This is a genomic window from Sorangium sp. So ce117, assembly GCF_051524395.1.
Classification (GTDB): domain Bacteria; phylum Myxococcota_A; class Polyangia; order Polyangiales; family Polyangiaceae; genus Sorangium; species Sorangium cellulosum_B.
In genome coordinates, this window is the sequence record NZ_CP150309.1 from 12,708,610 (window position 1) to 12,731,061 (window position 22,452).

Below are 22,452 nucleotides of genomic sequence, written 5' to 3' on the forward strand. Positions count from 1 at the left end.
GGGCGAGCAGGCAGGGAGGGAGCGCGAGGATGGGTCAGGGGAGCCGGGACAGCGGCATCGTGGTGCCGGAGCAGTGGGGCGAGCTTTCCGGCGCACCGGGGCAGGGGGCGGGCTCGGGGCGCGGCACCGGCTCTTCTTTCCCTCCGGCGCGCCTCTCGTCTCTCCCTCCGGCGCGCCGCTCGTCTCTCCCTCCGGCGCGCCGCACCGACGCCCCGCCGATCCATGTCCCGGCAGCCGGCGCCGCGGCCCGCCCTCGCACCCTCGGGGTGATCTCCCCCTTTCTCGACGGCTCGTTCTGGAACCCTGTCCTGCTCGGCATCCATGACTCGGCCCAGCAGCGCGGGTTTCGCACGCTGGTGCTGCGCGGTACGCCGTTCGAGGTCCACGCGCCGTCGCTCGCCGGGGAGCAGGTGGATGGGTGGATCGTCCTGATCGAGCTGCATGGCATCGAGGCGCTCGCGCGCGGCCGGGTCCCGTTCATCACCGTCGGCACCCGCGCCGCCGATGTCGCCTGTCCAGCCGTGATCCCGGACAACCACGGCGGGATGCGGAGCGCGGTGCGCCACCTGATCGAGCACGGGCACCGGCGCATCGCGTTCGTCGGCTACTTCGACGCGTTCGACGTGCGCGAGCGCTTCGCGTCCTACAAGGACACGCTCGCCGAGGCGGGCATCGACTTCGACCCCGATCTGGTCATCCGGAGCGACAACAACTGGTACAGCGGCGGCCAGGGCGCCGTGCCGGCGCTCCTCGCGCGGCTGCCCGGGTGCACGGCGGCGGTCTTCGGGACCGACAAGAACGCGCTCGGGATGATGCCCCTGCTGAAGGCGGCGGGCGTCCGCATCCCCGAGGATCTCGCCATCATCGGCTTCGACGACATCGCGGACGCGGAGGGCGCCGATCCGCCGCTGACCACGGTGCGCCAGCGGTTCGAGATGATGGGGAGCGCCGCGTGCGATCTCCTCGCGTCGATGATCGCCGGCGAGGCCTTCCCGGCCGAGGGCGTGCGCACGGCCAACTCCCTCGCCGTGCGGAGCTCGTGCGGGTGCAACACGATCCAGGAGTTCCTCGCCAAGGAGGATACGGTGCCCGAGGAGGACGCCGGCGGCGCCCTGGCCCGGCAGATGGTCGAGCTCCTGCTCCTGCCCCAGCCGCTCCCGCCCGACCTCTCGCCGACCGAGGTATGGCCGGCGGTCACGTCGTTGATCGACGGCTATTTCGCGGCGCTTCGGGGCGCCGCGCTGCCTTCGGCGGCCGAGCTCGGGGGCGCCTGCCGGCAGGCGGTCGGCATCACGATGGATGTGGGGACGTTGCTGGCGGCGATCCGCCTGCTGGGCCAGTTTCACGAGCGGCGCGGCGCGTCCCTGGACGACACGGCCAGGCGGCGGGTGGACGCGTTCCTGGAGCTCGTGCGCCTCGCGATCGCGCGGGCCCGGCTCGAGGCCGAGAGCCAGTATGTCCGCCAGCTCGGGGTGCTCGCGAGGACGAATTACGATGTGAGTTTGGCCCTGCTCGGCGGCACCCAGCAGGCGACGCGGTCGCTCTCGTGGCTCGAGACGACAACGGTGGTCTGGGGCTGCCTCGCGCTGTGGGATGACCCGACGGCGCGCTCCCGCCTCGTCGTCGCCGGCGCCTACAGCCGCGACGGCAGCCCGACCCCGCCGATCGGCCGCCGCTGTCGGCCGGAGGCGTTTCTGCCGGAGGCGATGCTGCCGCCGTCGGCCGAGGACGGCACGCACATGGTGCTGCTCTTGCCGATACGCTCTGCCCGGCGCGACTGGGGGATCCTGGTGCTCGTCGGCCCGACCCTCGTTGCCATGGCCGGAGACGAGGGCACGGTCGCGATCTGGGGGACGCTGCTCGGCGCGGCCCTGGAGCGCGACGCGCTTGTGGAGTCGCTGTCGTCGCAGCACGCCGACCTGCAGAAGGCGTACGAGATCGAGCGCGCGCTCTCGGAGACGGTGCGCGAGCTGGGCTGTCCGCTCATCCCGCTCCTGCCCGGCGTGCTGCTCGTGCCGCTGATCGGGATGATCGACGGCGGCCGTGCCAGGCAGGTGCTCGAGAAGGTGTCCGAGGGGGTGAGCCGGCACAGGGCGTCTTCCGTGCTGCTCGATCTCACGGGCGTTCCGTTCGTGGACGCCCGGGTCGCCGACACGGTGGGCATGACCAGCCGCGCGGCCGCCCTGCTCGGGGCGCGGGTCTATCTGGTCGGCGTGCGCCCCGAGATCGCGATGAGCCTCGTCGGCGTCGACCTCGGCGTCCTGAGCACGTTCTCCTCGCTGTCGGCGGCGCTCCGCGAGCTCGCGCCGGCGGGCCGGCGCGAGCGCAAGGCGAGGCGGGAGGCGCGCTGAGGCGCCTTGACCTGCCGAGACGCGGCTGGCGTAGAATCGGTCCATGCTCGCCGTGCATTGCCCGCGCTGCGGGCGACCCGCGCCTGTGTCCCTCGCCAGCCCGGATCTCATGGCCTGCGCGGGGTGCCACTACCGTGGCCCGCTGCCCGGGGAGGCGGCGCAGGGCCTGCGTGCCGCGGCGCACGTCGTCTTCCAGACCGACGTGCGCCGCCGCCAGCTCTCGGAGGCGCTGCGGCGGAGGCTGGTCACGGCGTCCCAGCGGCACGCGCGGCTGCTCGTCGTGTTCGCGCTCGCGTCGGTGCCGATCACCCTGCTCGGCGCGCTCATCGTGCTGGGGGTCTGGGTCAGCCCCGACACCGAGGGGAACGTCATCACCGGCGGCATGACGGTGGCGGCGTGGCTCGGCACCGTCGGGACCGGCGCGGCCGTGCTCGCGGTCATGCGCAGCAGGCAGCGGCGGCTCGAGGAGGCGTGCGCCGCGCGCCCCCCGGCGGCCCCGGGCGAGCCGGCGGCGTGCCACGTGTGCGGCGCGCCGCTCGGCGCGGGTGACGGCGCGATCGCGCGGTGCGGCTTCTGCGCCGCCGACAACCTGGTCGCCGCGGCCGTCCTCGAGCGGGTGCGCGCGCGCCAGGTCGTGATCCTGCGGTCGTTCGAGCAGGCCGTGAGCGCCGAGCTCGCCTCGTTCGGCCGGGCGACGTCCGGCGCCGCCGCGGTCGTCGTGGCGACCGCGCTCGCGGTCCCGGTCGCCTCGTTCGTCCTCGCTGTCGCCGTCACCCTGGTGGGCGAATCGAGGCGGTCGCCGGTGGATGCCGCCGTGACGTACGCGGTCGTCGGCACGCCGCTCGGGCAGTGCATCGGAAAGATCATGCCGGGGAAGGGCGGCGGCACGGCGGTGCGGTTCGGCGGGTTCCGGCGCGCGGAGCTGCCCGAGGAGCAGGCGATCGCGCCGGGAGCGCCGATCGAGGCCGTGTCGCCCGGGTCCCTCGTCGGCCGCTCCGTGACGGCGAAGCAGGGGGCGGGCGTCGTTCAGGGGGTGTTCTCGTCGCCGCTCACGGGCAACTCCGTCGAGGTCCGGCGCGAGGAGGGGACGTCGTTCACGAGCAGCATCGCCGGCCTGTGCCTGAGCGGCCCGCCGCCGCGGTGATCTGCGCGTGTCTCGCGCCCGCGTCCAGCAATGGACGTCGAGACGTCGAGACGTCGAGCGCTCAATCGCTGTTGATCGCCGGATTCCGCGCGCGCTCCGCGATTGCTGCGCTGTCCGCAATCGCGGCGCGCGCCCGGCATTCGGCCGTCGCTCCTCTGCGCGGCGGCTCGGTGCGGGCGCGCACGGGGCGCCGCGCGCCGGAAAAGTTAGTTGTTCCGTGCCGGCGCCCTCCACGTATAGTGGGGGTAGTTGGTTGGGCGTAGTCGGTATTCACACCCAGTGGAGACAAGATGAGCCAAGGTGGCTGGGGCGGGGGATCAGGGGGCGGTCAGGGCGGTGGTGGTTACGGGCAACCGCCGGGCGGTGGCTACGGCCCGCCGCCGGGCGGTGGCTACGGACAGCCACCCGGGGGCGCTGGCCCCGGTCAACCGCCGGGCGGTGGTTACGGCCAGCCTCCGGGACAGCCGCCGGGCGGTGGTTACGGCCAGCCTCCGGGCGGCGGTTACGGCCAGCCGCCGGGGCAGCCTCCGGGCGGTAGTTACGGCCAGCCGCCGGGGCAGCCTCCGGGCGGCAGCTACGGCCAGCCGCCGGGGCAGCCTCCGGGCGGCGGTTACGGCCAGCCGCCGGGGCAGCCTCCGGGCGGCAGTTACGGTCAGCCGCCGGGGCAGCCTCCGGGCGGTGGTTACGGCCAGCCGCCGGGGCAGCCTCCGGGCGGCAGCTACGGCCAGCCGCCGGGGCAGCCTCCGGGCGGCAGCTACGGCCAGCCGCCGGGGCAGCCTCCGGGCGGCAGTTACGGTCAGCCGCCGGGGCAGCCTCCGGGCGGCAGCTACGGTCAGCCGCCGGGGCAGCCTCCGGGCGGTGGCGGCTGGGGCCAGCCTCCGGGCGGTGGCGGCGGCGGCTACGGCCCGCCCCCGGGGGGAGGCGGCGGCTGGGGCCAGCCTCCGGGCGGTGGTGGCGGCGGCTACGGCCCGCCTCCGGGTGGCGGCGCCGGCTGGGGTGGGGCTAACCCCTACCAGCCCCCGGGCGGCGGCGCGGGCTATGGCTCACCCCCGGGCACGGGCGTCGCGGGGCCGTGGGGAGCGGGAGATGCGGCGTCCTTCGGCTGGGAGCGCCTGAAGCGCGACCCGGCTGTCCTCATCGGCGCCATGGTCGTCGTCGGGCTTGCGTCGAGCGTCCCCAACGGCATCGGCGGAGGCATCCAGGCGGCGCTCGCGAGGGACGCGCCCACCGCGGGGGCGGCCATCCAGTTCCTGATGCAGGCCGTTGCGCTCGTGGTCGGCGCCTACTTCGCCGGAGGCATGAACAACCTGCTGCTGAAGGTCGCGCGCGGCGAGCCGTACTCGTTCAGCGACGTCCTTGGCGGCGGGCGGTGGTTCCTGTCCATCCTGGGCGCCCAGATCCTGACCGGTCTCGCTGTCGGCGCCGGCATGCTCCTCTTGATCGTCCCCGGCGTCATCGTCGCGCTCGGTCTGAGCATGACGACGCTGTGCATCGTCGATAAGAACCTGGGCGCCATCGACGCCATGAAGGAGAGCTGGCGAATCACGACCGGCCACAAGGGGGGCCTCCTCGTCTATGCCCTGCTCGCCTGCGCGCTCGTGCTGGCGGGCGTGCTCGCCTGCTGCCTCGGCACGCTCGTGGCCGCACCGGTCGCCGGCATCGGGCTTGCGTTCATCTACCTGCGTCTGACGGGCCAGCCCACCGCGAGCTGAGCCTCCCAAGGGCGCGCTCCCGCGCTGCCCTCCTCCCTGCAAGCCGAGCCCCTCCCGCGCGCCATCGTCGCGCCGCCTCGCATCTCCCGCCTGACAGATCCCCTCATTTAGCGGGAAATTGAACAGGGAGGCGGGGAGACGGGGAGATTGGTGGGATCTCACTCCCCGTCTCCCCGCCTCCCTGTGAATTTCTCCGAAAAATTCTAGGAGAAGCGTCAGACCTCCCTCTCCGCTTCCGTTTCCGCCCCGCGCCGAGCGCGCTCCTCCCTTCTCCCCCCCGTCCCCGCCCGCGCTCATCGCCTGTCCGATCGGCGCTCCTCGCCACAAACCCCCTTTACGACACATCGAGTCTCCTCTGCCATCCGGCGGCGCCGTACCCTCTCCAGGCGGCGCGGAAGGCGATACCGCTCGTCAAACAAAGCTCCTTCGATCGATTGCGGCTCTCCAGCTCGCATGTTAATCGGTGTCTCCTCAGGGACTCCCGCGCAGCGAGGCGCGGAGCCGGGGGGGGACATCGCGCGGCGGGCGGGCGTTCGGTCTGCCTGCCGCGCTGCGCCGTCGTGCGCCGTCCGTTCGCGAGGCGCTCTCTCTCATCGCCCGCTCGCCCGCCGCTCGTCCAGACCGGAACGGAGCATTCTATGCCTGACCATGTCCTGATCACGGGGGGAGCCGGGTTCATCGGCTCTCACCTGGCCGACGAGCTGCTCCGAAAGGGGGAGCCGGTCCTCGTCCTCGACAACCTCTCGCGCGGGTTCGTCGAGCGCAACGTCGAGCGCCTCAAGGGGCGTCACGGCGCTGGCGTGGAGGTCCGGGTGTGCGACGTCCGGGACGAGCAGGCCGTGAGCGACGCCGTGCGGCGCGCCTCGTTCGTCTTCCACCTCGCCGCGCAGGTCGCCATCGCGAGGAGCGTCGCCGACCCGGCGCACGACTTCGAGGTGAACGCGCGCGGCACCCTGAACGTGCTCGAGGCGCTCCGGAGGCTCGACCGCCCTCCGCCGCTGCTCTTCGCCTCCACCAGCAAGGTCTATGGCGCGCTGCCCGATCTGCCGATCGAGCGGGGCGAGGAGCGGTATCGACCCCTGTGCGAGAGCGCGCGCGAGCACGGCATCTCCGAGAGTCAGCCGCTCGATCTCCGCAACCCCTACGGGTGCTCGCGGGGCGCCGCCGACCAGTACGTCCTCGATTACGCCCGCACCTTCGGCCTCCACGCCGTGGTGCTCCGGGTGAGCTGCGTCTACGGCCCCCCGCAGTTCGGCAACGAGGACCAGGGGTGGATCGCCCACTTCGTCGCGCGCGCCATCCGCCGCGACCCGATCACCCTCTACGGCGACGGGCTGCAGGTCCGCGACGCGCTGTTCATCGAGGACCTCGTCGACGCCCTCCTGCGCGCGCGGCGCGCGCTCAAGCCCGCCTCGGGCCGCGTCTTCAACATCGGGGGCGGCCCGGGCACGGCGGTGAGCCTCGTCGAGCTGCTCGATCTGCTCGAGGAGCTCGACGGGCGCCGCCCGGTCGTCTCGCTCTCCGCGTGGAGGCGCGGCGATCCGCGGTACTACGTCTCCGACTGCCGCGCCTTCCAGGCGCTCACCGGCTGGGCGCCGCGGGTCCCCCTGCGCGACGGGCTGCGCGCGCTCTATCAATGGCGCCTCGGCGTCGAGGCGCGCCTCGGGGCCGTCTACGCCGACATCCCCTCGTCTGTCCGGATGGACCGGCTGGAGGCCGCGTCGTGAAGGTCGCGCTGGTCAACCCGCCCTGGACCTTCCACGGCAGCGTCTACCTCGGCTGCCGCGAGCCGCACCTGCCGATCGAGCTCGGGTACGCGAGGGCGCTGCTCGAGCGCGCGGGCCACGAGGCCGCCCTCATCGACGCCCAGGCCCGCGGGATCGACCTCATCGCGCTGCGCGCCGAGGTCGCGGCGCTCCGCCCGGCCATGACGGTGATCGCCACGGCGCCGAGCTACCTCTCCTGGCGCAGCCCCCCGCCCGAGCTGCGCGTGCCCATGGCGACGGCCGCCGCGCTGCGGGGCCACGGCGGCCTCCTCGTCGCCGTCGGGCCTCATGGCTCCGCGACCCCGCGCGCGGCTCTCCGCAAGCTCGGCGTGGACGTCGTCGTCCTCGGCGAGTGCGAGGAGATCCTCGTCATGCTCGCCGGCGCGACCGAGTCGCGCTTCTGGCAGATCCCCTCGATCGCCTACCGCAGGAACGGCATCGACCACGTGCAAGGAGGCCCTTACGCCGCCTGCCTGAGGACGCTGCCGGCCCTGCGGTGGGACGGCGCGACGCTCGCGCGGCACGTCCACCACCACCACCGCTTCGACGCCGTGCCCGAGGGGCCGAGCGCCGAGATGGAGACCTCGCGCGGCAGCCCCTGCCGCTGCGCCTCCTGCGCCAGGGACGGCGCGCGCGACAGGCTCCGGAAGCGCCCGCTCGCGACGGTGCTCGAGGAGCTCGACGCGCTGCTCGCCGAGGGCGTGCGCCACGTCTATTTCATCGACGAGCGCTTCCTGCCCGACCGGGCCCTGCTCGAGGAGCTCTGGGCGCGGGACATCGTGTTCGGCGTCCAGCTCAGGATCGACAGCTGGTCGCGCGACATGCTCGATCTCCTCGGCCGCGCCGGCTGCGTCTCGATCGAGGCCAGCGTCGAGCGCCCGTCGATCGAGGGGATGGACGCGCTCGCCAGGCGGTGCAGCGCGTCGACCGAGGAGCTCACCGCGCTGCTCGTCCACGCCCGGCGCAGCGTGCCCTTCGTGCAGGCCAACCTGGGCGACGCGGGCCCCGGCGATCCGGCCGAGGCCGCGTCGTGGCGGCAGCGCCTCCTCGGGCTCGGCGTGTGGGCCAACGAGCCTGTCCCGGCGTTCCCGTACCCCGGCTCCGCCGCGTACACCCGGCGCTGGGGGGCGCCCGACGACGGCGCCTGGGAGCGGGCGCACGCCCATTATATCGCCGAGCACCGGACGTTCGGCGATCTGCCGGACAGCCGGCCGCTGCCGCTCACGGAGCTCGAGCATGGCGCGCGTTGACCGCGGAGCCCCGGGCGCCGCGGCGCCGCGGCCCGGCCGGGTGCTGATGACGGCCGACACGCAGGGCGGCGTGTGGACGGTCGCGCTCGAGCTCGCGGGCGCGCTCTCCCGCGCCGGCGTGGCCACGGTGCTCGCGATCATGGGCGGGCCCCTGTCGCCCGCGGCGCGCGCGGCGGCCGCCGCGGTACCGGGCCTCGAGCTCGTCGAGAGCGCCTACCGGCTCGAATGGATGGATGACCCGTGGGACGACGTCGCGGCCGCCGGCGACTGGCTGCTCGACCTCGAGGAGCGGGTGCGGCCGGACCTCGTCCACCTGAACGGCTACTGCCACGCGGCCCTGCCGTTCCGGGCGCCCCGCGTCGTCGTGGCGCACGCCTGCGTGCTGTCGTGGTGGCGCGCGGTGCACCGCCGGCCGGCGCCGGTCCGCTACGAGCGCTACCGCGCGCGGGTCGCCGAGGGGCTCCGGGCCGCCGACGCGGTGGTCGCGCCGAGCGCGGCGATGCTGAGCGCCCTCGCGGGCGAGTATGGCGCGCTCGGCCTGGGCCGCGGCCATGTCATCCCGCACGCGCGCGACCGCAGGCGGTTCGCGCCGGGGCTGAAGGAGCCGTTCGTCTTCGCGGCCGGCCGGCTCTGGGACGAGGCCAAGAACCTCGCGGCCCTCGAGAAGGTCGCGCCCCACCTCGCGTGGCCCGTGCTCGTGGCCGGGAGCGACGTCGCGGCGGGCGGCGTCGGCCGCCGCGCCGGGGAGAGCCTCTGCTCCCTCGGGTGGGTCGATGAGCCGGAGCTCACGTGGTGGATGTCGCGCGCCGCGATCTACGCCTCCCCGGCGCGGTACGCGCCGTTCGGCATGGCCACCCTGGAGGCCGCCCTCTCCGGCTGCGCGCTCGTGCTCGGCGATCTGCCGAGCCTGCGCGAGGTCTGGCGCGACGCCGCCCTCTACGTCCCCGCGGACGATCCGCGCGCGCTCCACGCCGCGCTCGACCACCTCATCCGGGACGTCGCGCGCCGCGAGGCGCTCGGCGCGCTCGCCCGCCGGCGCGCGGTGCGCTTCAGCCCGCGCGCCATGGCCCGCCGCTACCTCGACGTCTACGCCCTCGCGCTCGCCGCCCGCCCGCCGGCCCCCCGGCGGGTTTGCCCTCCTTCGTCGCCTTCACCCTGCGGGACACCATGCGAATAGCCCTCTTCTGCCACTCCTTGCTCTCCGACTGGGACCACGCGGACGCGCACTTCCTCCGCGGGATCGCGGCCGAGCTCGACGCGCGCGGCCACGACGTGCTCGCCTTCGAGCCCGAGGACGCCTGGAGCGCCCTGGGCCTCGTCGCGGCGTACGGCCCGGACGCGCTGCGCGAGGCCGCCGCCGTCTATCCGCGCCTCCGCCCGCGCCGTTACGCGCTCTCCACGCTGGACCTCGACGCCGCGCTCGCGGGGGTCGACGTCGTGCTCGTCCACGAGCGGAGCGACCCGGAGCTCGTGCGGCGGCTCGGCGAGCACCGCGCCCGCACGGATCGTTATCGCCTCTTCTTTCACGACACGCACCACGGGCTCATCACCGATCCGGCCGCGATCGTGCGGCGCGATCTCTCGGGGTACGACTGCGTGCTCGGCTTTGGAAAGAGCGTTTGTGATCTCTACCTGAGCCGCGGCGTCGCGCGGCGCGCGGTGGTGTGGCACGAGGCCGCGGACGCGCGCCTGTTCCGGCCGCTGCCCGAGGTCGAGAAGGAGCGTGATCTCGTGTGGATCGGCAACTGGGGGGACGGCGAGCGCACGGCGGAGCTCCACGAGTTCCTCGTCGAGCCCGTGAGGGCGCTCGGGCTCCGCGCGCGGGTCCACGGCGTGCGTTACCCCGATCGCGCGCTCTCGGCGCTGGCGGACGCCGGCATCGAGTACGCCGGCTGGCTCCCCAACCACCGTGTCCCGGACGCCTATGCGCGCGCCAGGATCACGGTGCATGTCCCGCGGCGGCCGTACGCCGCGTGGCTCCCCGGCATCCCCACGATCCGGCCGTTCGAGGCGCTCGCGTGCGGGATCCCGCTCGTGAGCGCGCCGTGGACCGACGCCGAGCGCCTCTTCTCGCCTGGCCGGGACTACCTCGTCGCGCGCACGGGCGCCGAGATGACGGAGCACCTCCGCGCGCTGCTCGCGGACCCGGAGTTCGCGCGCGGCGTCGCCGAGCACGGGCGCCGGACGGTGCTCGCGCGGCACACGTGCGCGCACCGCGTGGACACGCTCCTCGACCTGATCGACGAGCTGCTCTTGCGGCCGTGCTACCGGCCCGGCGAGGCGGGGGACGACGACGTGGAGCGGAGCGGCCCTGCGTCCGGCGTTCGCCGCCGCGACCCGGGCCGCTACCGGAGCCCGCTCGCGTGAGGTGCTGCGCGGCGCGGGGGGGTCTCGGCGGTTCACGAGGGGCGGTGTTGCGACGACGGAGGTGTTCCTATGGGTGACGCGAACGGGAGGACGGTGGGGAGCGGCATGCGCGTCCTGGTGGCGGGGGGCGCCGGCTTCATCGGCTCGCACCTGTGCGAGCGGCTCCTCGCGGACGGCCACGAGGTCATTGCGCTCGACGATTTCTCGACGGGCTCGCCGGCCAACGTGGCTCACTTGATGCGCAACAGCCGCTTCTGGCTGGTCGAGCACGACGTGGCCCTGCCGTTCGACTACGAGGTCGACAGGGTCTACCACCTGGCGTCGCCGGCGAGCCCTGCGCGCTGGCGGGGCGATCCGGTGCGCTCCACGCTCACGAACGTGATGGGCACGCTGCACGCGCTCCTGTGCGCCGAGCGGCACGGCGCGCGGCTCTTGCTGGCGTCGTCGTGCGACGTGTACGGCGATCCCGAGGTCGACCCGCAGCCGGAGAGCTACCTCGGGCGGGTGGACCCGGTCGGGGTGCGCGCCTGTTACGACGAGGGCAAGCGCTGCGCGGAGTCGCTGGTGATGGCCTTTCACCGCCAGGGGCGGGCGTCGGGGCGGATCGCGCGGATCTTCGACACCTACGGGCCGCGGATGGCGATCGACGACGGGCGCGCTGTGAGCAATTTCATCGCCCAGGCGCTCCGGGGAGAGGAGCTGACGGTGTACGGGAGCGGGTCGCAGGCGCGGAGCTTCTGTCACGTCGACGACCTGGTGGAGGGGTGTTTGCGGCTGATGGAGCACCCGTCGGAGGTGGGGCCCGTCAACCTGGGGAATCCGGTGGAGGTGACGGTGCTCGAGCTGGCGCAGGAGATCGTGCGGCTCACGGGGAGCGCGAGCCGGATCGGGTACCGCCCGCTGCCGGAGGGTGATCCGATGCGGCGGCGTCCGGCGATCGATCTGGCGCGGCGGGCGCTGGGGTTCGAGCCGCGGGTGCCGCTCCGGCAGGGGCTCTATGCGACGATCCAGAGCTTCCGGCGCGCGCTGGCGGGGCTCGACGAATGCGCGAGGCGAGGGGAGCCGGCGATGGCGAGCTGACGGATTGCCGCCCTGCGATTGTGGTGTCGGGGGCGGAGCGGGCGCGTCGAAGCGCACGATCACCGCGTGTGTTCCTCGGCCACGTCGCTTGCGATGCTGCGCGTTGCGCTGATAGCCTCGCTCACCGTGAGCGCTTGGGTCGAAGCTCGGGAGGGGTGGAGCCGCGACGTCCGCGTGGTGCGCCGGCGCGCTCGCGTGGCGATTGCCGGGCTGATCGCAATGGGGGCGGTGGCGTCTTTCACGGCGCTGACCGGCGCCTGGCACATTGTGTTGCTCGGCTCGACGGACGTCTCGGCGCCGACGTGGCGGCTTGCCAACACGCTCCGTGAGGTCGGGGGTTTGCTCGAGCTGGGGCTCGGGCTCGTTGCTGGCGTGGTGTTCCTGCGCTGGCTCGCCAGGGCGGTCGCGCTGGCTGGCGTGCTGGATCTCGTGAGGGGGTTTTCCTGGACGCCGTCCGAGGCGGTCCTGGGATTCTTCATTCCCGTCGTGAACCTGGTGCAGCCGTACAGGGTGGCGCGCGATCTCCACGACGGCCTTGCCCCGGAGGCCGTGCCCGAGCCTGCGCCGCGCCCTCTCCTGGACGGCGGGGGTGGTTACCGGCGCGTCGAGATGGCGCACGCCCCGCGGGCGGGCGCGGTGCACCATGCCGCGCTCGGCGCGTGGTGGGGGTGTTATGTCGCGAGCCGCGGCCTCGGGTGGGTGGCCTCTACCATGGCGGATCTGACCGTGGCGGAGTTCATCCGGTCTCGCTATGCGTTCATTGCGTCCGACGCGGCGTCGATCGCTGCCGCGTGGCTCGGGGTGCGGATGATCCGGGCGATCGACAGCCGGGTCGAGGAGCGCCATCGACGGCTCGCGTACGCTTCCGACGAGGAGCTCGACCAGCTCCTCGTGGAGCGTGATCTCCAGCTGCGGCGGGACATGGCGAAGATCGCCGACTTCGACGATCCCGAGTAGGGCCCGCGCCTCCCGGCGGAGATCTTCTCTCTCCGCGTGGCGGCTTCAGAGCGAGAACTCTGCGCTTGTCCCCGCGGGCGTGAAGACGATCTCCTCCACCAGCGCGTAGAACGAAGGCGGCGTGGCCGCCCCGAGGGCGTTGAACACGGCGAGCGCCGCCGCCGCGCCGACCGCTGCGGGGCTGGTGTCGGTGCTCAGCCCTTCGATCCTGGTCACGGTGACCGGACGTGGGGCGCTGGCGAGAAGGCGGAAGGCGAAGCGCACGCCCGCTGCCGCGCCTCGTTTCCAGTCGTCGTATCCCGACGCTGGAGCTTCCTCGACGTGCCCCTGAGCGGTGAACCCCGACCCGCTGCAGCTGAACGACACGGCGGCGATCTCGGTCGGGACGTCGTGGACCGTCAGGCTGACCTGCGCGAAGGCCGGCCATCCCTTGTACCGCGCGAACCGGGCGACGCCGACCTTGTCCATCGGTCTTCACCAGCGTACCGGGGTTCAGCCGCAAGCGCCAGAAGGCGCCGGCCCGCGGGCCCGACGGCCGACGGCTTCGACCCGTGCAACGCGACCCAAGATAGGGTCGTGTGCGTAGGCTCAGTCGACGAGGCGGAGAGGACACTCCACCAAGAGGGGTACTTCGATGTTGTGCTCTGCGATGTTGTAATGCAGGAGGGCACGGACATTGAGCGCTACGAGTGGATCGCGGCTGATCTGTTGGCATTCGCGGGCCGGCTGCCATTCATGACGGGAAGGGCACGAGCGAGGCCAGCCGGAGGTTCCTAGCGACGCACCGGGACGCATGCTGCCGAAGCCGGTCGAGTCCGCAGAGCTGATGCAGCGCGTCGTGCCGCGGGTGTCGGCAAGGGCCGCGGAGCCGGCGAGCTTGACGTAGCGAAGCGCTTCCTCGCCGGTCGCTCATCGGTGTGCCCGAGGGGACGCGTGCCGGAAGAGTACCGCTGCGCCGCGCCTCCAGTGATATATAGGGAACGTGCCTCCCAAGACACACGCTGCGGAACTCGCGCAGATCGAGACCAAGATGGCGTCCCTCCCCGTGAAGACGAGAACGTGGGTCCTGCCCATATTCAAGGCACTCGGTGAGGCCGGAGGTCGTGCGCGCCCGAGCGAGGTCGAAGAGCGGATCTATGGCTACTTCAAGGGCGAACTCCGTCCCCAGCAGTGGGCTCACGTTATCAACAAGCGATGGATCCCATTCACCCGGAACGAGCTGCGGAAAGTGGGCATGCTGGCAGGCACTCAGGGCACCTGGGAGTGGACACCGCTTGGCGAGCGCTTCTGGCGGAAGCACCAGAACGAGCTGCTCGTAGCCCCGAAGGAGTGGCCGTCCCTCAGCGACGAGGAGACCGGCGGCATCGGTGCTCCGCTCGAGACGGTTGAGGTCACGAGTGTTCGGGCGTATCAGATCCCGCTCCTGCGGATCCTGTCGCGTGGGCCGTCCAGCAAGCGAGAACTCATGGCGGGTCTAGGGGTTGAACTCGGTAGCTCTCTGCTGCCCGGGGATACCCGGCTCGCCCCGCAGGGGACGCCCGTGTACCAATATCGCGCGTCTTGGGCGCTCATGGCGCTCAACAAGGATGGCGACGTGAAGAACGTCGGACATGGCATGTGGCAGATCACCGCCGCCGGCCGTTCCCGACTCGAGCGCGACGAGGCGACGTGGTCGATCGCGAGCTACCGCGGCTCGCAGGCGAAGGTCCGGCGGCTCAGCGCGGGACGCGTCGATCTGCCGGAGCCATCACCGCCGGATGATGCCCAAGAGAGAGTCGATGACGAGGAGGAGAGCTCGTGGCACATCAGCCTGTGGCAAGCATCTCGCGACAGGCTCGGGCAGCGGGTCTTCGCCGACGTCGACTCCCGCTTGCGTCCCGACCTCGGGCCGAGCCCGAGCGCGCTGAAGACGCCGCTGACGCGCAATCTAATCTTCTATGGACCGCCGGGCACCGGGAAGACCTTTGTCGCCGCGGAGATCGCGAAGGCGCTCACGGGCGAAGCGCAGCATACCGACGAGGGGCGCTACCGTATGGTGCAACTCCACCCGAGCTATGCCTACGAGGACTTCGTTCAAGGTCTGCGGCCTGACCTCGAGCGCACTGGCCTCCACTACCGCATCCAGCCCGGGCTGCTCCTCCAGATCTGCGAGGCAGCCCGGGAAGACCCCGACCGCTTCTACGTGCTGGTCGTCGACGAGATCAACCGGGGCGACCCCTCCCGCGTGTTCGGCGAGGCGCTCTACGCCATCGAGTACCGAGGTCGGCCGATAGGCCTCGCCTCGGGCGGCGAGCTGGTCGTGCCTCCCAACCTGGTCCTGCTCGGAACCATGAACAGCGTCGATCGCAGCGTGGCGCTCATGGATTACGCTCTGCGGCGGCGCTTCGGATTCATCTATATGCAGCCCGACCTCGACATCGTGCGTTCGCGAAACGCGAGCGCGCCCGGTATCGACGCGATCGTGCGCGCGGTGGAGCAGCTGAACGAATGGCTGCGGCTCCGCATCGGGCAAGAGCACGTCCTCGGACACAGCTTCTTCCTCAACGCGGCCCACCCGCTCGACCAGCGGGAGAGCCTCGCAGCGATCTGGCGCCTCGATATCGTGCCGTTGCTCGAAGAGTACCTGTTTCACGACCGCGAAGGGCTCAAGGAGGTGCGTCAGCACTGGGAGCGATGGACCGCAGACATCCCCACGACGTCGCCTTAGATGATGGCTGCGCTCGAGATTGTCGAGAACGAGACGTTCTCTGGCCTCTCCGACCGGGAGCTCGCTCACCTCGAGTGTCGCCTCCGCGGGCGTCTGGAGCGACGCCGCGGCGGTTACGCCGTCGTCCGTAGGGTCGGCCACGTCGTGTTGCCGGGCGGTCGCCTCCTGCGCATCCGCTCGAGCAAGGCCCCTGCGCACGCGCTGCTCGCGTGGCTCGGGTATGTGGACCCGACGCTGCAATCATTCTCGGCGAACGGGATCGCGCCGCACCTGGCCGACACCGGGGACCTGGCGAGCCTGCTGGCGCGTCTCTATGTAGGCGCACTGCTCCAGGCGTGTGCGCGCTGCGGGCTCCACCGGGACTATCGCCGGGCGAGCGTTCGGGGGGCGAGCGTCCGGGGTCGAATCGAGTTCTCCCGGCTCATCGCCGATGGCCATAACCTCGCCAAGCTTCCATGCGCAACCTGGACGCGGGCTGCGGATACGCCGCTCAACCGTTTCCTCGCGGCGGCGCTCCGCCGCGTGGTGGCAGACCCGTGCATGCGCACGGCGGCGGAGGACGGCGTCGCTGCCGCGGCGCGGCTGTTTCAGGGCATCCCCGCGGAGGTCACCGAAGCGCTGCTGCGCCCGCGCGTGCATCTGCAGCGCTCCCAGGAGGCCTTCCAGGAGGCCAGCGAGCTCGCTCGCTGCATCCTGCAGCACGGAGGTCTCGGCGACGGCTTTGGGCTCCCGGGCCTCGCGTTCGTCATCGATCTCGAGCGGCTGTTCGAACGCGCCGTCCTACGCGCCTTCAGTGACGCGCCCCACGCCTGCGAGCCCAAGCGCGTGGTGCAGTATACGGCCAGGACGCGGAGCGAAGCGGAGCGACGCTCGATGCAGCTCGATCTGCTGTGTCATTCTCCAGACGGACAGATCGTGGTCGACGCGAAGTTCAAGCACGAGGTCCGCGCGGACGACGTGCAGCAGATGGTGACGTACTGTTTCCTGACCGGAGCGCGCCGAGCGGCGCTCATCCTGCCGGGGAACGATATGTCAGGTGAAATATACGAGCTTCGCTCTCCAAGCGGGGCCTCGCTCGAGGTTCGGGTGGTCCGGCTCGACACGTGCGCCACGAGCGTCAGTGCCTGGCAGAGCAACGCGGCGTCGATGGTCGAGCGGGTCGTCGCAGCGGCGCCGGCCGCGGCGGCCTCGAGGTAGACGTCGGAGATGCCCACCCCTGTGCGGGAGGATGCGGCGAGCTCCGCAGTCGGATCGCGTGCGAGCGCGGTGAACGCGGCCAGAGCATGCTGCCCTCGCGCTCGGAGCTCAGTGAATTCGCGCTGCTGCACGGGGGCCGGTCCGCCGCTACGACGCCGGGCTGCTCATCCCGGGTTGGATTGGCAACGGATGTCCAACGAAAGGAGCTTGATGAGAGAGCATGCGGGACTCACATCATCTCTTTCTCCAATCGCCCGGTGTCCGCTTTGCGTGTGCGATACAGCCTGCGTTGGCTGGTGACAGTCGGGTCGAACTCTGACTTGCAGTGCGTCGACGAACTTCAGCACGTCGACCCACTCGAACGGCTCGGCCGGTCGTGGCGCGCGGTCGATCATGCCTGCGGGCAGTTCCTCATGCCCTGCCTTGCGCTGGACGAGGCGCCGGTGATCGCGCGCCACACGGCTGAGTATCGCGAACAGCCACGTCTTCACGCACGAGCGTTGCTTGAACTCGAGGAGCCGCCGGTGGACGACGAGGCAGACGTCCTAAAGGGCGTCGACGCGTCTCGCCTCGCGCACGCCGAGCCGGCGCAGGCTGCGCCACACGAAGTCCGCGTGCTCGTCGCACACCACGTGAAAGTCGAGCAGGACGCGCGCGTCGTCGGCGCCGGCGCGTGGATCGAAAACGAACCCCGCAAAGGGAAGCGCCGGTGCCGCGGACGTCCTCGTCACACGCAGGCCATGGCCGGCGCCCTCTGGCCTCGTCACGTAAGTCGCAGCTCGACCCTCGTGGGGGGGCGGAGCGTGGCCGCAAGGATCCGGTGGACCGCGTGACGCATTGGGATGTACACTTAACAAAGCGCGCGCGCGGGGGAGCCATGATCGCATTCCGTGTCTCGGTCAATGGAACGAAGGTCTGCACCGCAGGCGTCGGCCCGGCCGGCGTTCTGACGATCATCATCACGCGGCGCGCCGGCTCTCCGGAGGCGCTGCTCAGGGACGGCGACGTGTGGATCGGCGGGTTGGCCTCCGACCGCCGAGAGTTTTTTGTGTGGCCTTCTCGCGCGCTCAGGGTCGGGGACGAGATCGGGATCGAGGTCCTCGAGGCCGACACGGTCGACCCCCCCTGGAGACGCACGCCGAGCGGCGAGTCGTATCGTGACACGCTGCTCCGCCAGGTCCGTACCGCGCTGGGCGCGTTCGCCGGGCCGATGCTCCGCGATCCACGAGGGCAACTCGCGACCATCTCCCGGAGCGCCCGGGACCTTCTCTCGAGGACCGCGACAGCGATGGCGCGCCGCGCTCTCGGTGCGCCTGGCGCGCGCGCAGAACGCGCCGTCCGCGTCGAGCTGAACTCGCGGCGAGTCTGTGTCGCGGGGGTGCCGCGCCGTGGTCATGTGACGTCCATGATCACCTGGGCCGGACCCACGCGAAGCCGCGTCCCCAGCCATTTCTGGTTCTCGGTCCGTGGGCGAGACGCCCGCACGGACGAATGCCTGGACTGGGGCCGTCCGGCGCTGGCCGTCGGCGACTCTATATCCATCCGATTTGCCCGTTCGAGAGAGCACGACGCGCCCACGCGCCGACGTGACCGCCCGGTGGCGCGGTAGGCCAACGCTTTCGTCGCGCTCGGCCAATGTGAGGGCGCGCTCGCGTCTTTATAAAAGCCTCATGAACGACGGAGCTCCCGTCCGAAGGAGGCAGGTCATGACACGTGAGTTGCATCGACGAGCGTTCGTGCGTGGGATCATCGCGGCGGCGTCGGCGGCGTGGCTCGGGCTCTCGCTCGGCTGCGGCGCCGACAGCCCGGTGGACGCCGGCGACGCGAGCCCGGAAGCCCAGCGGATCGCCCGCAAGAGCGCGTCGGCGATGACCAGTGAAGAGATCGACAGGTTCAAGCGAGCCTACGAGTACGCCGTCGCGAACGGCTTCTTCGACGTCTTCAACGACGAGCACTACGACCACCACCGGCATCGCCACCACGGCGCCGACCTCCAGGCCACCTCGCCGATGACCGTCATGGTCATGGACGAGGCGTCGGGATACCGGCTCCTGCCGTGGCACCGCGCCTTCCTCCTCGAGGCGGAGCAGATGCTCCGCGCCGCCCTCCGCCAGCGAGACCAGGAAGAGGGCGTCGACCCGAGCGAAGCCGATCTCCTGTTCATTCCATACTGGGACGCGGCGCATGATCAGGACCTGCCGCACTGGGTCCACGGCTTCGAGCCCAAGGGCGGGACGGCCGTCGTGCCGCCCGGCCTGCCCGAGGGGCACGCCGGGTACGGCAAGGAGGTGGGCGAGCGCTACGACATCGTCTTCCGTCGCTGGCCCGGCAAGAACCTGGTCTTCGATACGCTGCAGGCGCCCGATCACGTCGGGCGCATCCTTGCGGAGGGCACGTTCGCCGATTTCTACGATGCGCTCGACGTCACCCCCGAGCTCCGCATCGAGAACTATCCAAAGGCGCTGTCGGCGCTGGAGGTGCTGAAGGTGAAGCTGCCGGACAGCGCGGCCGTCCAGACGCTCGTCGACGCTTTCGGCGGACCCCCGAGCAGCTCGCAGCAGGGCGCGGAGACGACCAACGCCCTCTTCGAGATCGGCTGGATCGGAGCCGTCGAGGCGCAGAGGGCGGCGCCCGACACCGAGCTCGTCGGCGCCGTCAAGGATGTCTATGGCCTCTTCAACTTCATGCCCCACGTCCGGATGCACCTGTGGGCGGGCGGGCTCGATCCGGCGAACGCGGACGTGCGCGGCACCGTGACGTATTTCAATGAGCTGACGGTCGACCCCGTGTTCTGGATGCTCCACGGCGAGCTCGATCGGTACTGGTACACATGGGAGAAGACGCACGCGGACAAGCCGCCGCTCCAGGGCGACGATGGGAGCTTCAACCCCCTCACCTCGAGCGAGGGCGCCTGGTACGGCGGCGGAAAGACGTACACGCTCGACGATCTCACCGCGCACGACGCGCTGCCGTACGTTTACGACGTGCTGTTCGAAGGGTGACGCGCCGCCGCGCGGGGGAGCTCTCGCGGTGGGCGCCCCGCGCCGCGACGGTAGGCGGCCGGCGTCACGCCGGTCCAGCGCTTGAAGGCGCGGTGGAACGTGCTCACCTCGGAGAACCCGAGCAGGAACGCGATCTCCGAGATCGCGTCGCGCGACTCGCTCAGGTAGCGCACGGCGAGATCGGCGCGCAGCCCATCGAGCACCGACGAGAGCGATGTGCCCTCCTCCTTGAGCCGCCGCTGGAGGCTGCGCGGGCTCATGCGCAGGCGCGCCGCGATCGCCGGCAGCGCCGGCTCGCCGTGGGCGAGCTCGGCCGCGATCGCGGCGCGCGCGCGCTCGAGGAAGCTCGCCTCGGCCGGCAGCGCGGCGGCGAGCGAGGCGAGGTGCTGGTCGAGCACCTCGCAGAGCAGGGGCTCGGCGTGCGCCTGGGGCCTCGCGAGGAAAGCGCGCTCGATCACCAGCTCGTCGTGGGCCTCCCCGAAGCGCAGGCCGGCGCCGAAGAGGCGGCGGTGCTCGTCGGTGCGCGCGGGCGCGGCGTGGCGAAACCGCGCCGCGCGCGGGGTGAACGCCGGGTCCGCGCCCCGCCTCGCGAGGACGACGAGGTTGCCAAGGAAGAACTCGACGGCGTGGCGCGAGGGCGCCGGGCTGCTCCGGGGCGGCTCGTGGCGGAGGCGGGCGACATCGCCGTCGATCTGGATCTCGAGCGAGGGGCCGATGGCCACGACGCGGAGGTAGCGAGCCGCGCGCGCGTAGGCTTCCCCGAGGGTGGCGCTGCTCCGCACCGCGAACCCGAGCGCTCCGAGGCTGCCCACCGCCAGTCTCTGCGCGAGGCGCAGGCCGAAGCTGTCGTCGCGGGTGAGCCGGGCGGCTTCGCTCCAGAGCCGGGCCTCGATCGCCCGCGGAAAGCGCATGTCCGGATCGGCGAGGTCCCCTGGATCGACCCCGGCGGCGGCGAGCAGCTCCGCGGGCGCCACGCCGTCGGCCGCCGCGCCGGCGACGACGGCCTGGAAGACCTTCACGGAGATGTCGCTCATAGCTCCCGCGAATTCAATCGCACCCGGCAGAGGCGGCGCAAGGAGTCCGCGCCCCCGCGGGGACGGCGCGCGTCAAGGCCTCAGGCGACGGAGGACGGCGGCTCGCGGCCGGGGCCATTCGCGGGCGCGGCGCCGAAGCGCGCCGCCATCATCGCGTTCACCGGCGTGGCCGGAGCGGTGCGATGGGCGGGGCAACCGGAGCCTTCACGGGCTGGAGCCGAGTGTTCTGACGAGAAAGCTAGGCTCCTCTCCATCTCCCTTTTCACGAAGGAACTTCAGCGCTTTCCCGAGGGGGTTCGCCGTGGCCATCTCTCCTCGAAAGGAGCACCTGTACTTGAGCGGTAACGTTCCTTGACCTGTGACGTCATAGAACCATGCACCTCCGTTGGACGTGCCGATCGCAGCACCTGCGAGCGCACCAAGCTCCAAGATGATAGTCCAGAATGTCGCGATGTCCGTTTCCTCGGGGAACCCCGATTCGGCGATTTTCAGTTCCAGCAGCTCAAGGACTCCAAGCGGTTCGGTCGCGACCGCTTCTGCCACGAGCTCGTGGGCAAGCTCGCGCATCGCATGGTCAGCGAGTCGGGACACTGCGCTCTCGTCGATCGCTGCCGGCGGCACACTCTGGTCGAGAATCGCGGGGTCATCGCCGATCCAGAGCCGAGCTCCGCATGCCGCGATGGTGTCGCGGAGAAATGCAGGCGGCTCGTGTAGGCAATTGTAGAACAGCTCGAGCTCGCCATAGGCTCGACGCGGGTTGAGACAGCGGATCAGTCCAATGATGGTTGAAAGTGCTGGTCGTGCCGCTATTTCGGCTGCGGAGCGGTGGTCGGTCTGGACCGCGCGTTCACGACCGTCCTTCGGTTTGAGTTGCACATCGATGCAATCCAAGGAAATGTACATGGTCTGGGTTCCCGTCGAGGTAACGATGTTCTGGACGCCTTCCGTGCGATCCGACCGTGTGAGGCGGTTGCTCAGGTTGTCCCGAAGACGGCGCTCAGGCGAAGGTCTTGATGAGCATCGCCTGCGAGTACACGGCCACGAGCCCCGCTCGCTCCAGGTTGCGCTGCGAGGTGCTCCCCGCCTCGGCCACCGAGTAGGCGAGGTCGCACCCCAGATCGTGGGCGTATGCGAGGCGGGCGTCGATGAGGGCGCGGTGCACGCCCCGGCCGCGGTGGGCTGCCAGCGTGCCGCCCGCGAACAGGAGGGCGACGCGCTCGCGCACGTAGACCGCGCCGACGCCGGCGATGGCGCCGGCGGTTGACGATGCCAAGAAGTGCGCCGCCCCGGGCACCTGGAAGCCCGTCTCGACGAGCTCGACCCAATCGGACGGAGGCTCGCCCGGCGTGGCGAAGGCAGAGAGCAAGGCCGCGACCCACGCCGAGGCCTCCTCGCGCGCGGCGCGCCGCGCGGCCATGCCGTCGCACGCGGCCGGCTCAGGCGCGTGCACATTGATGGCGGGGGCGAGGTGGCGCACGAGCACGGTGTCGAGCGAGTCGAGGCGGAAGCCGCGCTCCCCGAGCCGCGCGAGCAGCGAAGGGTGGGCAAAGGGCGAGACAAGGATGCGCGCCGCGGTGCCTCGCGAGGCGAAGAAGTCTTCGAGGGCCTCGACGTCGCGCGCTTCGACCGGGCCGCTCATGCCGAGGCCGGCCGCGCGCGAGAGCCGGACGTGCGGGACGACGAACGCGGCGCGGCCGCCGGCGATGACGGCGACGGCGGCGCGCCGCGCCGGAGCCCGCGCGGCGACCTCGCGCGCCAGCGCCTCGATGTTTGCGGCCTCGGTGGCCTCGATGCGGGCGGACAGGGCCTGATCGACGAAGACCGGTCGGGACGTCACGGGGGAAGCGTAGCGCCGGAGGCGGCGACGCGGACGCTCACTCCGGCC

General features: G+C 71.7%; 18 protein-coding genes. 14 read left to right on the top strand and 4 right to left on the bottom strand.

Features of this window, described 5'->3' with window-relative positions; all coding sequences use genetic code 11:
• Positions 1–29: 29 nt before the first annotated feature.
• The 9 genes from WMF46_RS47715 to WMF46_RS47755 all read left to right on the top strand — a co-directional run bounded on the left by WMF46_RS47715 (position 30) and on the right by WMF46_RS47755 (position 12,627).
• Positions 30–2,351 (top strand): substrate-binding domain-containing protein, encoded by a 2,322-nt coding sequence (locus WMF46_RS47715; RefSeq protein ID WP_437983337.1) that lies wholly within the window; start codon positions 30–32, stop codon positions 2,349–2,351.
• 43 nt (positions 2,352–2,394) lie between these two features.
• Positions 2,395–3,495 (top strand): hypothetical protein, encoded by a 1,101-nt coding sequence (locus tag WMF46_RS47720; RefSeq protein ID WP_437983338.1) that lies wholly within the window; start codon positions 2,395–2,397, stop codon positions 3,493–3,495.
• Between the two features lie 290 nt (positions 3,496–3,785).
• Positions 3,786–5,207, top strand: coding sequence for a hypothetical protein (locus WMF46_RS47725; RefSeq protein WP_437983339.1), 1,422 nt, complete (start codon positions 3,786–3,788; stop codon positions 5,205–5,207).
• A 638-nt stretch (positions 5,208–5,845) separates the two neighbouring features.
• Positions 5,846–6,934, top strand: coding sequence for an SDR family NAD(P)-dependent oxidoreductase (locus WMF46_RS47730; protein ID WP_437983340.1), 1,089 nt, complete (start codon positions 5,846–5,848; stop codon positions 6,932–6,934).
• Positions 6,931–8,223 carry a TIGR04295 family B12-binding domain-containing radical SAM protein gene (locus WMF46_RS47735; RefSeq protein WP_437983341.1) on the top strand — a complete coding sequence of 431 codons (1,293 nt, stop codon included), beginning with the start codon at positions 6,931–6,933 and terminating at the stop codon, positions 8,221–8,223. Before WMF46_RS47730 ends, WMF46_RS47735 begins: the two co-directional genes overlap by 4 nt.
• On the top strand, positions 8,210–9,400 hold the full coding sequence (locus tag WMF46_RS47740; RefSeq protein WP_437983342.1) for a glycosyltransferase family 4 protein: 1,191 nt from the start codon (positions 8,210–8,212) through the stop codon (positions 9,398–9,400). Before WMF46_RS47735 ends, WMF46_RS47740 begins: the two co-directional genes overlap by 14 nt.
• Positions 9,391–10,590: a CgeB family protein gene (locus WMF46_RS47745; protein ID WP_437983343.1), complete on the top strand. Its 1,200-nt coding sequence runs from the start codon at positions 9,391–9,393 to the stop codon at positions 10,588–10,590. Before WMF46_RS47740 ends, WMF46_RS47745 begins: the two co-directional genes overlap by 10 nt.
• 69 nt (positions 10,591–10,659) lie before the next feature.
• A complete protein-coding gene (locus tag WMF46_RS47750) occupies positions 10,660–11,670 on the top strand; it encodes a UDP-glucuronic acid decarboxylase family protein (RefSeq protein WP_437983344.1) in 1,011 nt (336 codons plus the stop codon).
• 126 nt (positions 11,671–11,796) lie between these two features.
• Positions 11,797–12,627: a DUF4328 domain-containing protein gene (locus WMF46_RS47755; RefSeq protein ID WP_437983345.1), complete on the top strand. Its 831-nt coding sequence runs from the start codon at positions 11,797–11,799 to the stop codon at positions 12,625–12,627.
• Positions 12,628–12,672: 45 nt separating this feature from the next.
• Here WMF46_RS47755 and WMF46_RS47760 read toward each other — a convergent pair whose 3' ends face one another.
• Positions 12,673–13,095 (bottom strand): hypothetical protein, encoded by a 423-nt coding sequence (locus WMF46_RS47760; RefSeq protein ID WP_437983346.1) that lies wholly within the window; start codon positions 13,093–13,095, stop codon positions 12,673–12,675.
• Between the two features lie 766 nt (positions 13,096–13,861).
• On the opposite strand from WMF46_RS47760, the gene WMF46_RS47765 reads away from it, so the two are divergent.
• The 5 genes from WMF46_RS47765 (at position 13,862) to WMF46_RS47785 (ending at position 19,533) form a co-directional block, all read left to right on the top strand.
• Positions 13,862–15,334 carry an AAA family ATPase gene (locus WMF46_RS47765; protein WP_437983347.1) on the top strand — a complete coding sequence of 491 codons (1,473 nt, stop codon included), beginning with the start codon at positions 13,862–13,864 and terminating at the stop codon, positions 15,332–15,334.
• Complete coding sequence (locus tag WMF46_RS47770) at positions 15,335–16,531, top strand: 5-methylcytosine restriction system specificity protein McrC (protein WP_437983348.1); 1,197 nt, start codon at positions 15,335–15,337, stop codon at positions 16,529–16,531.
• Positions 16,532–16,851: 320 nt separating this feature from the next.
• Positions 16,852–17,364: a hypothetical protein gene (locus WMF46_RS47775; protein WP_437983349.1), complete on the top strand. Its 513-nt coding sequence runs from the start codon at positions 16,852–16,854 to the stop codon at positions 17,362–17,364.
• The gene (locus tag WMF46_RS47780; protein ID WP_437983350.1) at positions 17,352–18,140 is read left to right on the top strand and encodes a hypothetical protein; all 789 of its coding nucleotides are present in this window, start codon (positions 17,352–17,354) and stop codon (positions 18,138–18,140) included. The genes WMF46_RS47775 and WMF46_RS47780 overlap by 13 nt, the downstream gene beginning before the upstream one ends.
• 97 nt (positions 18,141–18,237) lie before the next feature.
• Entirely contained in the window at positions 18,238–19,533 is a 1,296-nt protein-coding gene (locus WMF46_RS47785; RefSeq protein ID WP_437983351.1) for a tyrosinase family protein, read from the top strand.
• Here WMF46_RS47785 and WMF46_RS47790 read toward each other — a convergent pair.
• The 3 genes from WMF46_RS47790 to WMF46_RS47800 form a co-directional block, all read right to left on the bottom strand.
• Positions 19,509–20,567 carry an AraC family transcriptional regulator gene (locus WMF46_RS47790; protein WP_437983352.1) on the bottom strand — a complete coding sequence of 353 codons (1,059 nt, stop codon included), beginning with the start codon at positions 20,565–20,567 and terminating at the stop codon, positions 19,509–19,511. The two genes, WMF46_RS47785 and WMF46_RS47790, sit on opposite strands and share 25 nt — an antisense overlap.
• A gap of 204 nt (positions 20,568–20,771) precedes the next feature.
• The gene (locus WMF46_RS47795) at positions 20,772–21,470 is read right to left on the bottom strand and encodes a hypothetical protein (protein ID WP_437983353.1); all 699 of its coding nucleotides are present in this window, start codon (positions 21,468–21,470) and stop codon (positions 20,772–20,774) included.
• 94 nt (positions 21,471–21,564) lie between these two features.
• Entirely contained in the window at positions 21,565–22,404 is an 840-nt protein-coding gene (locus tag WMF46_RS47800) for an N-acetyltransferase (protein ID WP_437983354.1), read from the bottom strand.
• Between the last annotated feature and the right edge of the window lie 48 nt (positions 22,405–22,452).

Coding starts and splice junctions, on each gene's coding strand:
- WMF46_RS47715 (WP_437983337.1), top strand. CDS start 30: ATGGGTCAGGGGAGCCGGGACAGCGGCATCGTGGTGCCGGAGCAGTGG.
- WMF46_RS47720 (WP_437983338.1), top strand. CDS start 2,395: ATGCTCGCCGTGCATTGCCCGCGCTGCGGGCGACCCGCGCCTGTGTCC.
- WMF46_RS47725 (WP_437983339.1), top strand. CDS start 3,786: ATGAGCCAAGGTGGCTGGGGCGGGGGATCAGGGGGCGGTCAGGGCGGT.
- WMF46_RS47730 (WP_437983340.1), top strand. CDS start 5,846: ATGCCTGACCATGTCCTGATCACGGGGGGAGCCGGGTTCATCGGCTCT.
- WMF46_RS47740 (WP_437983342.1), top strand. CDS start 8,210: ATGGCGCGCGTTGACCGCGGAGCCCCGGGCGCCGCGGCGCCGCGGCCC.
- WMF46_RS47745 (WP_437983343.1), top strand. CDS start 9,391: ATGCGAATAGCCCTCTTCTGCCACTCCTTGCTCTCCGACTGGGACCAC.
- WMF46_RS47750 (WP_437983344.1), top strand. CDS start 10,660: ATGGGTGACGCGAACGGGAGGACGGTGGGGAGCGGCATGCGCGTCCTG.
- WMF46_RS47760 (WP_437983346.1), bottom strand. CDS start 13,095: ATGGACAAGGTCGGCGTCGCCCGGTTCGCGCGGTACAAGGGATGGCCG.
- WMF46_RS47765 (WP_437983347.1), top strand. CDS start 13,862: ATGCTGGCAGGCACTCAGGGCACCTGGGAGTGGACACCGCTTGGCGAG.
- WMF46_RS47770 (WP_437983348.1), top strand. CDS start 15,335: ATGATGGCTGCGCTCGAGATTGTCGAGAACGAGACGTTCTCTGGCCTC.
- WMF46_RS47785 (WP_437983351.1), top strand. CDS start 18,238: ATGACACGTGAGTTGCATCGACGAGCGTTCGTGCGTGGGATCATCGCG.
- WMF46_RS47790 (WP_437983352.1), bottom strand. CDS start 20,567: ATGAGCGACATCTCCGTGAAGGTCTTCCAGGCCGTCGTCGCCGGCGCG.
- WMF46_RS47795 (WP_437983353.1), bottom strand. CDS start 21,470: ATGTACATTTCCTTGGATTGCATCGATGTGCAACTCAAACCGAAGGAC.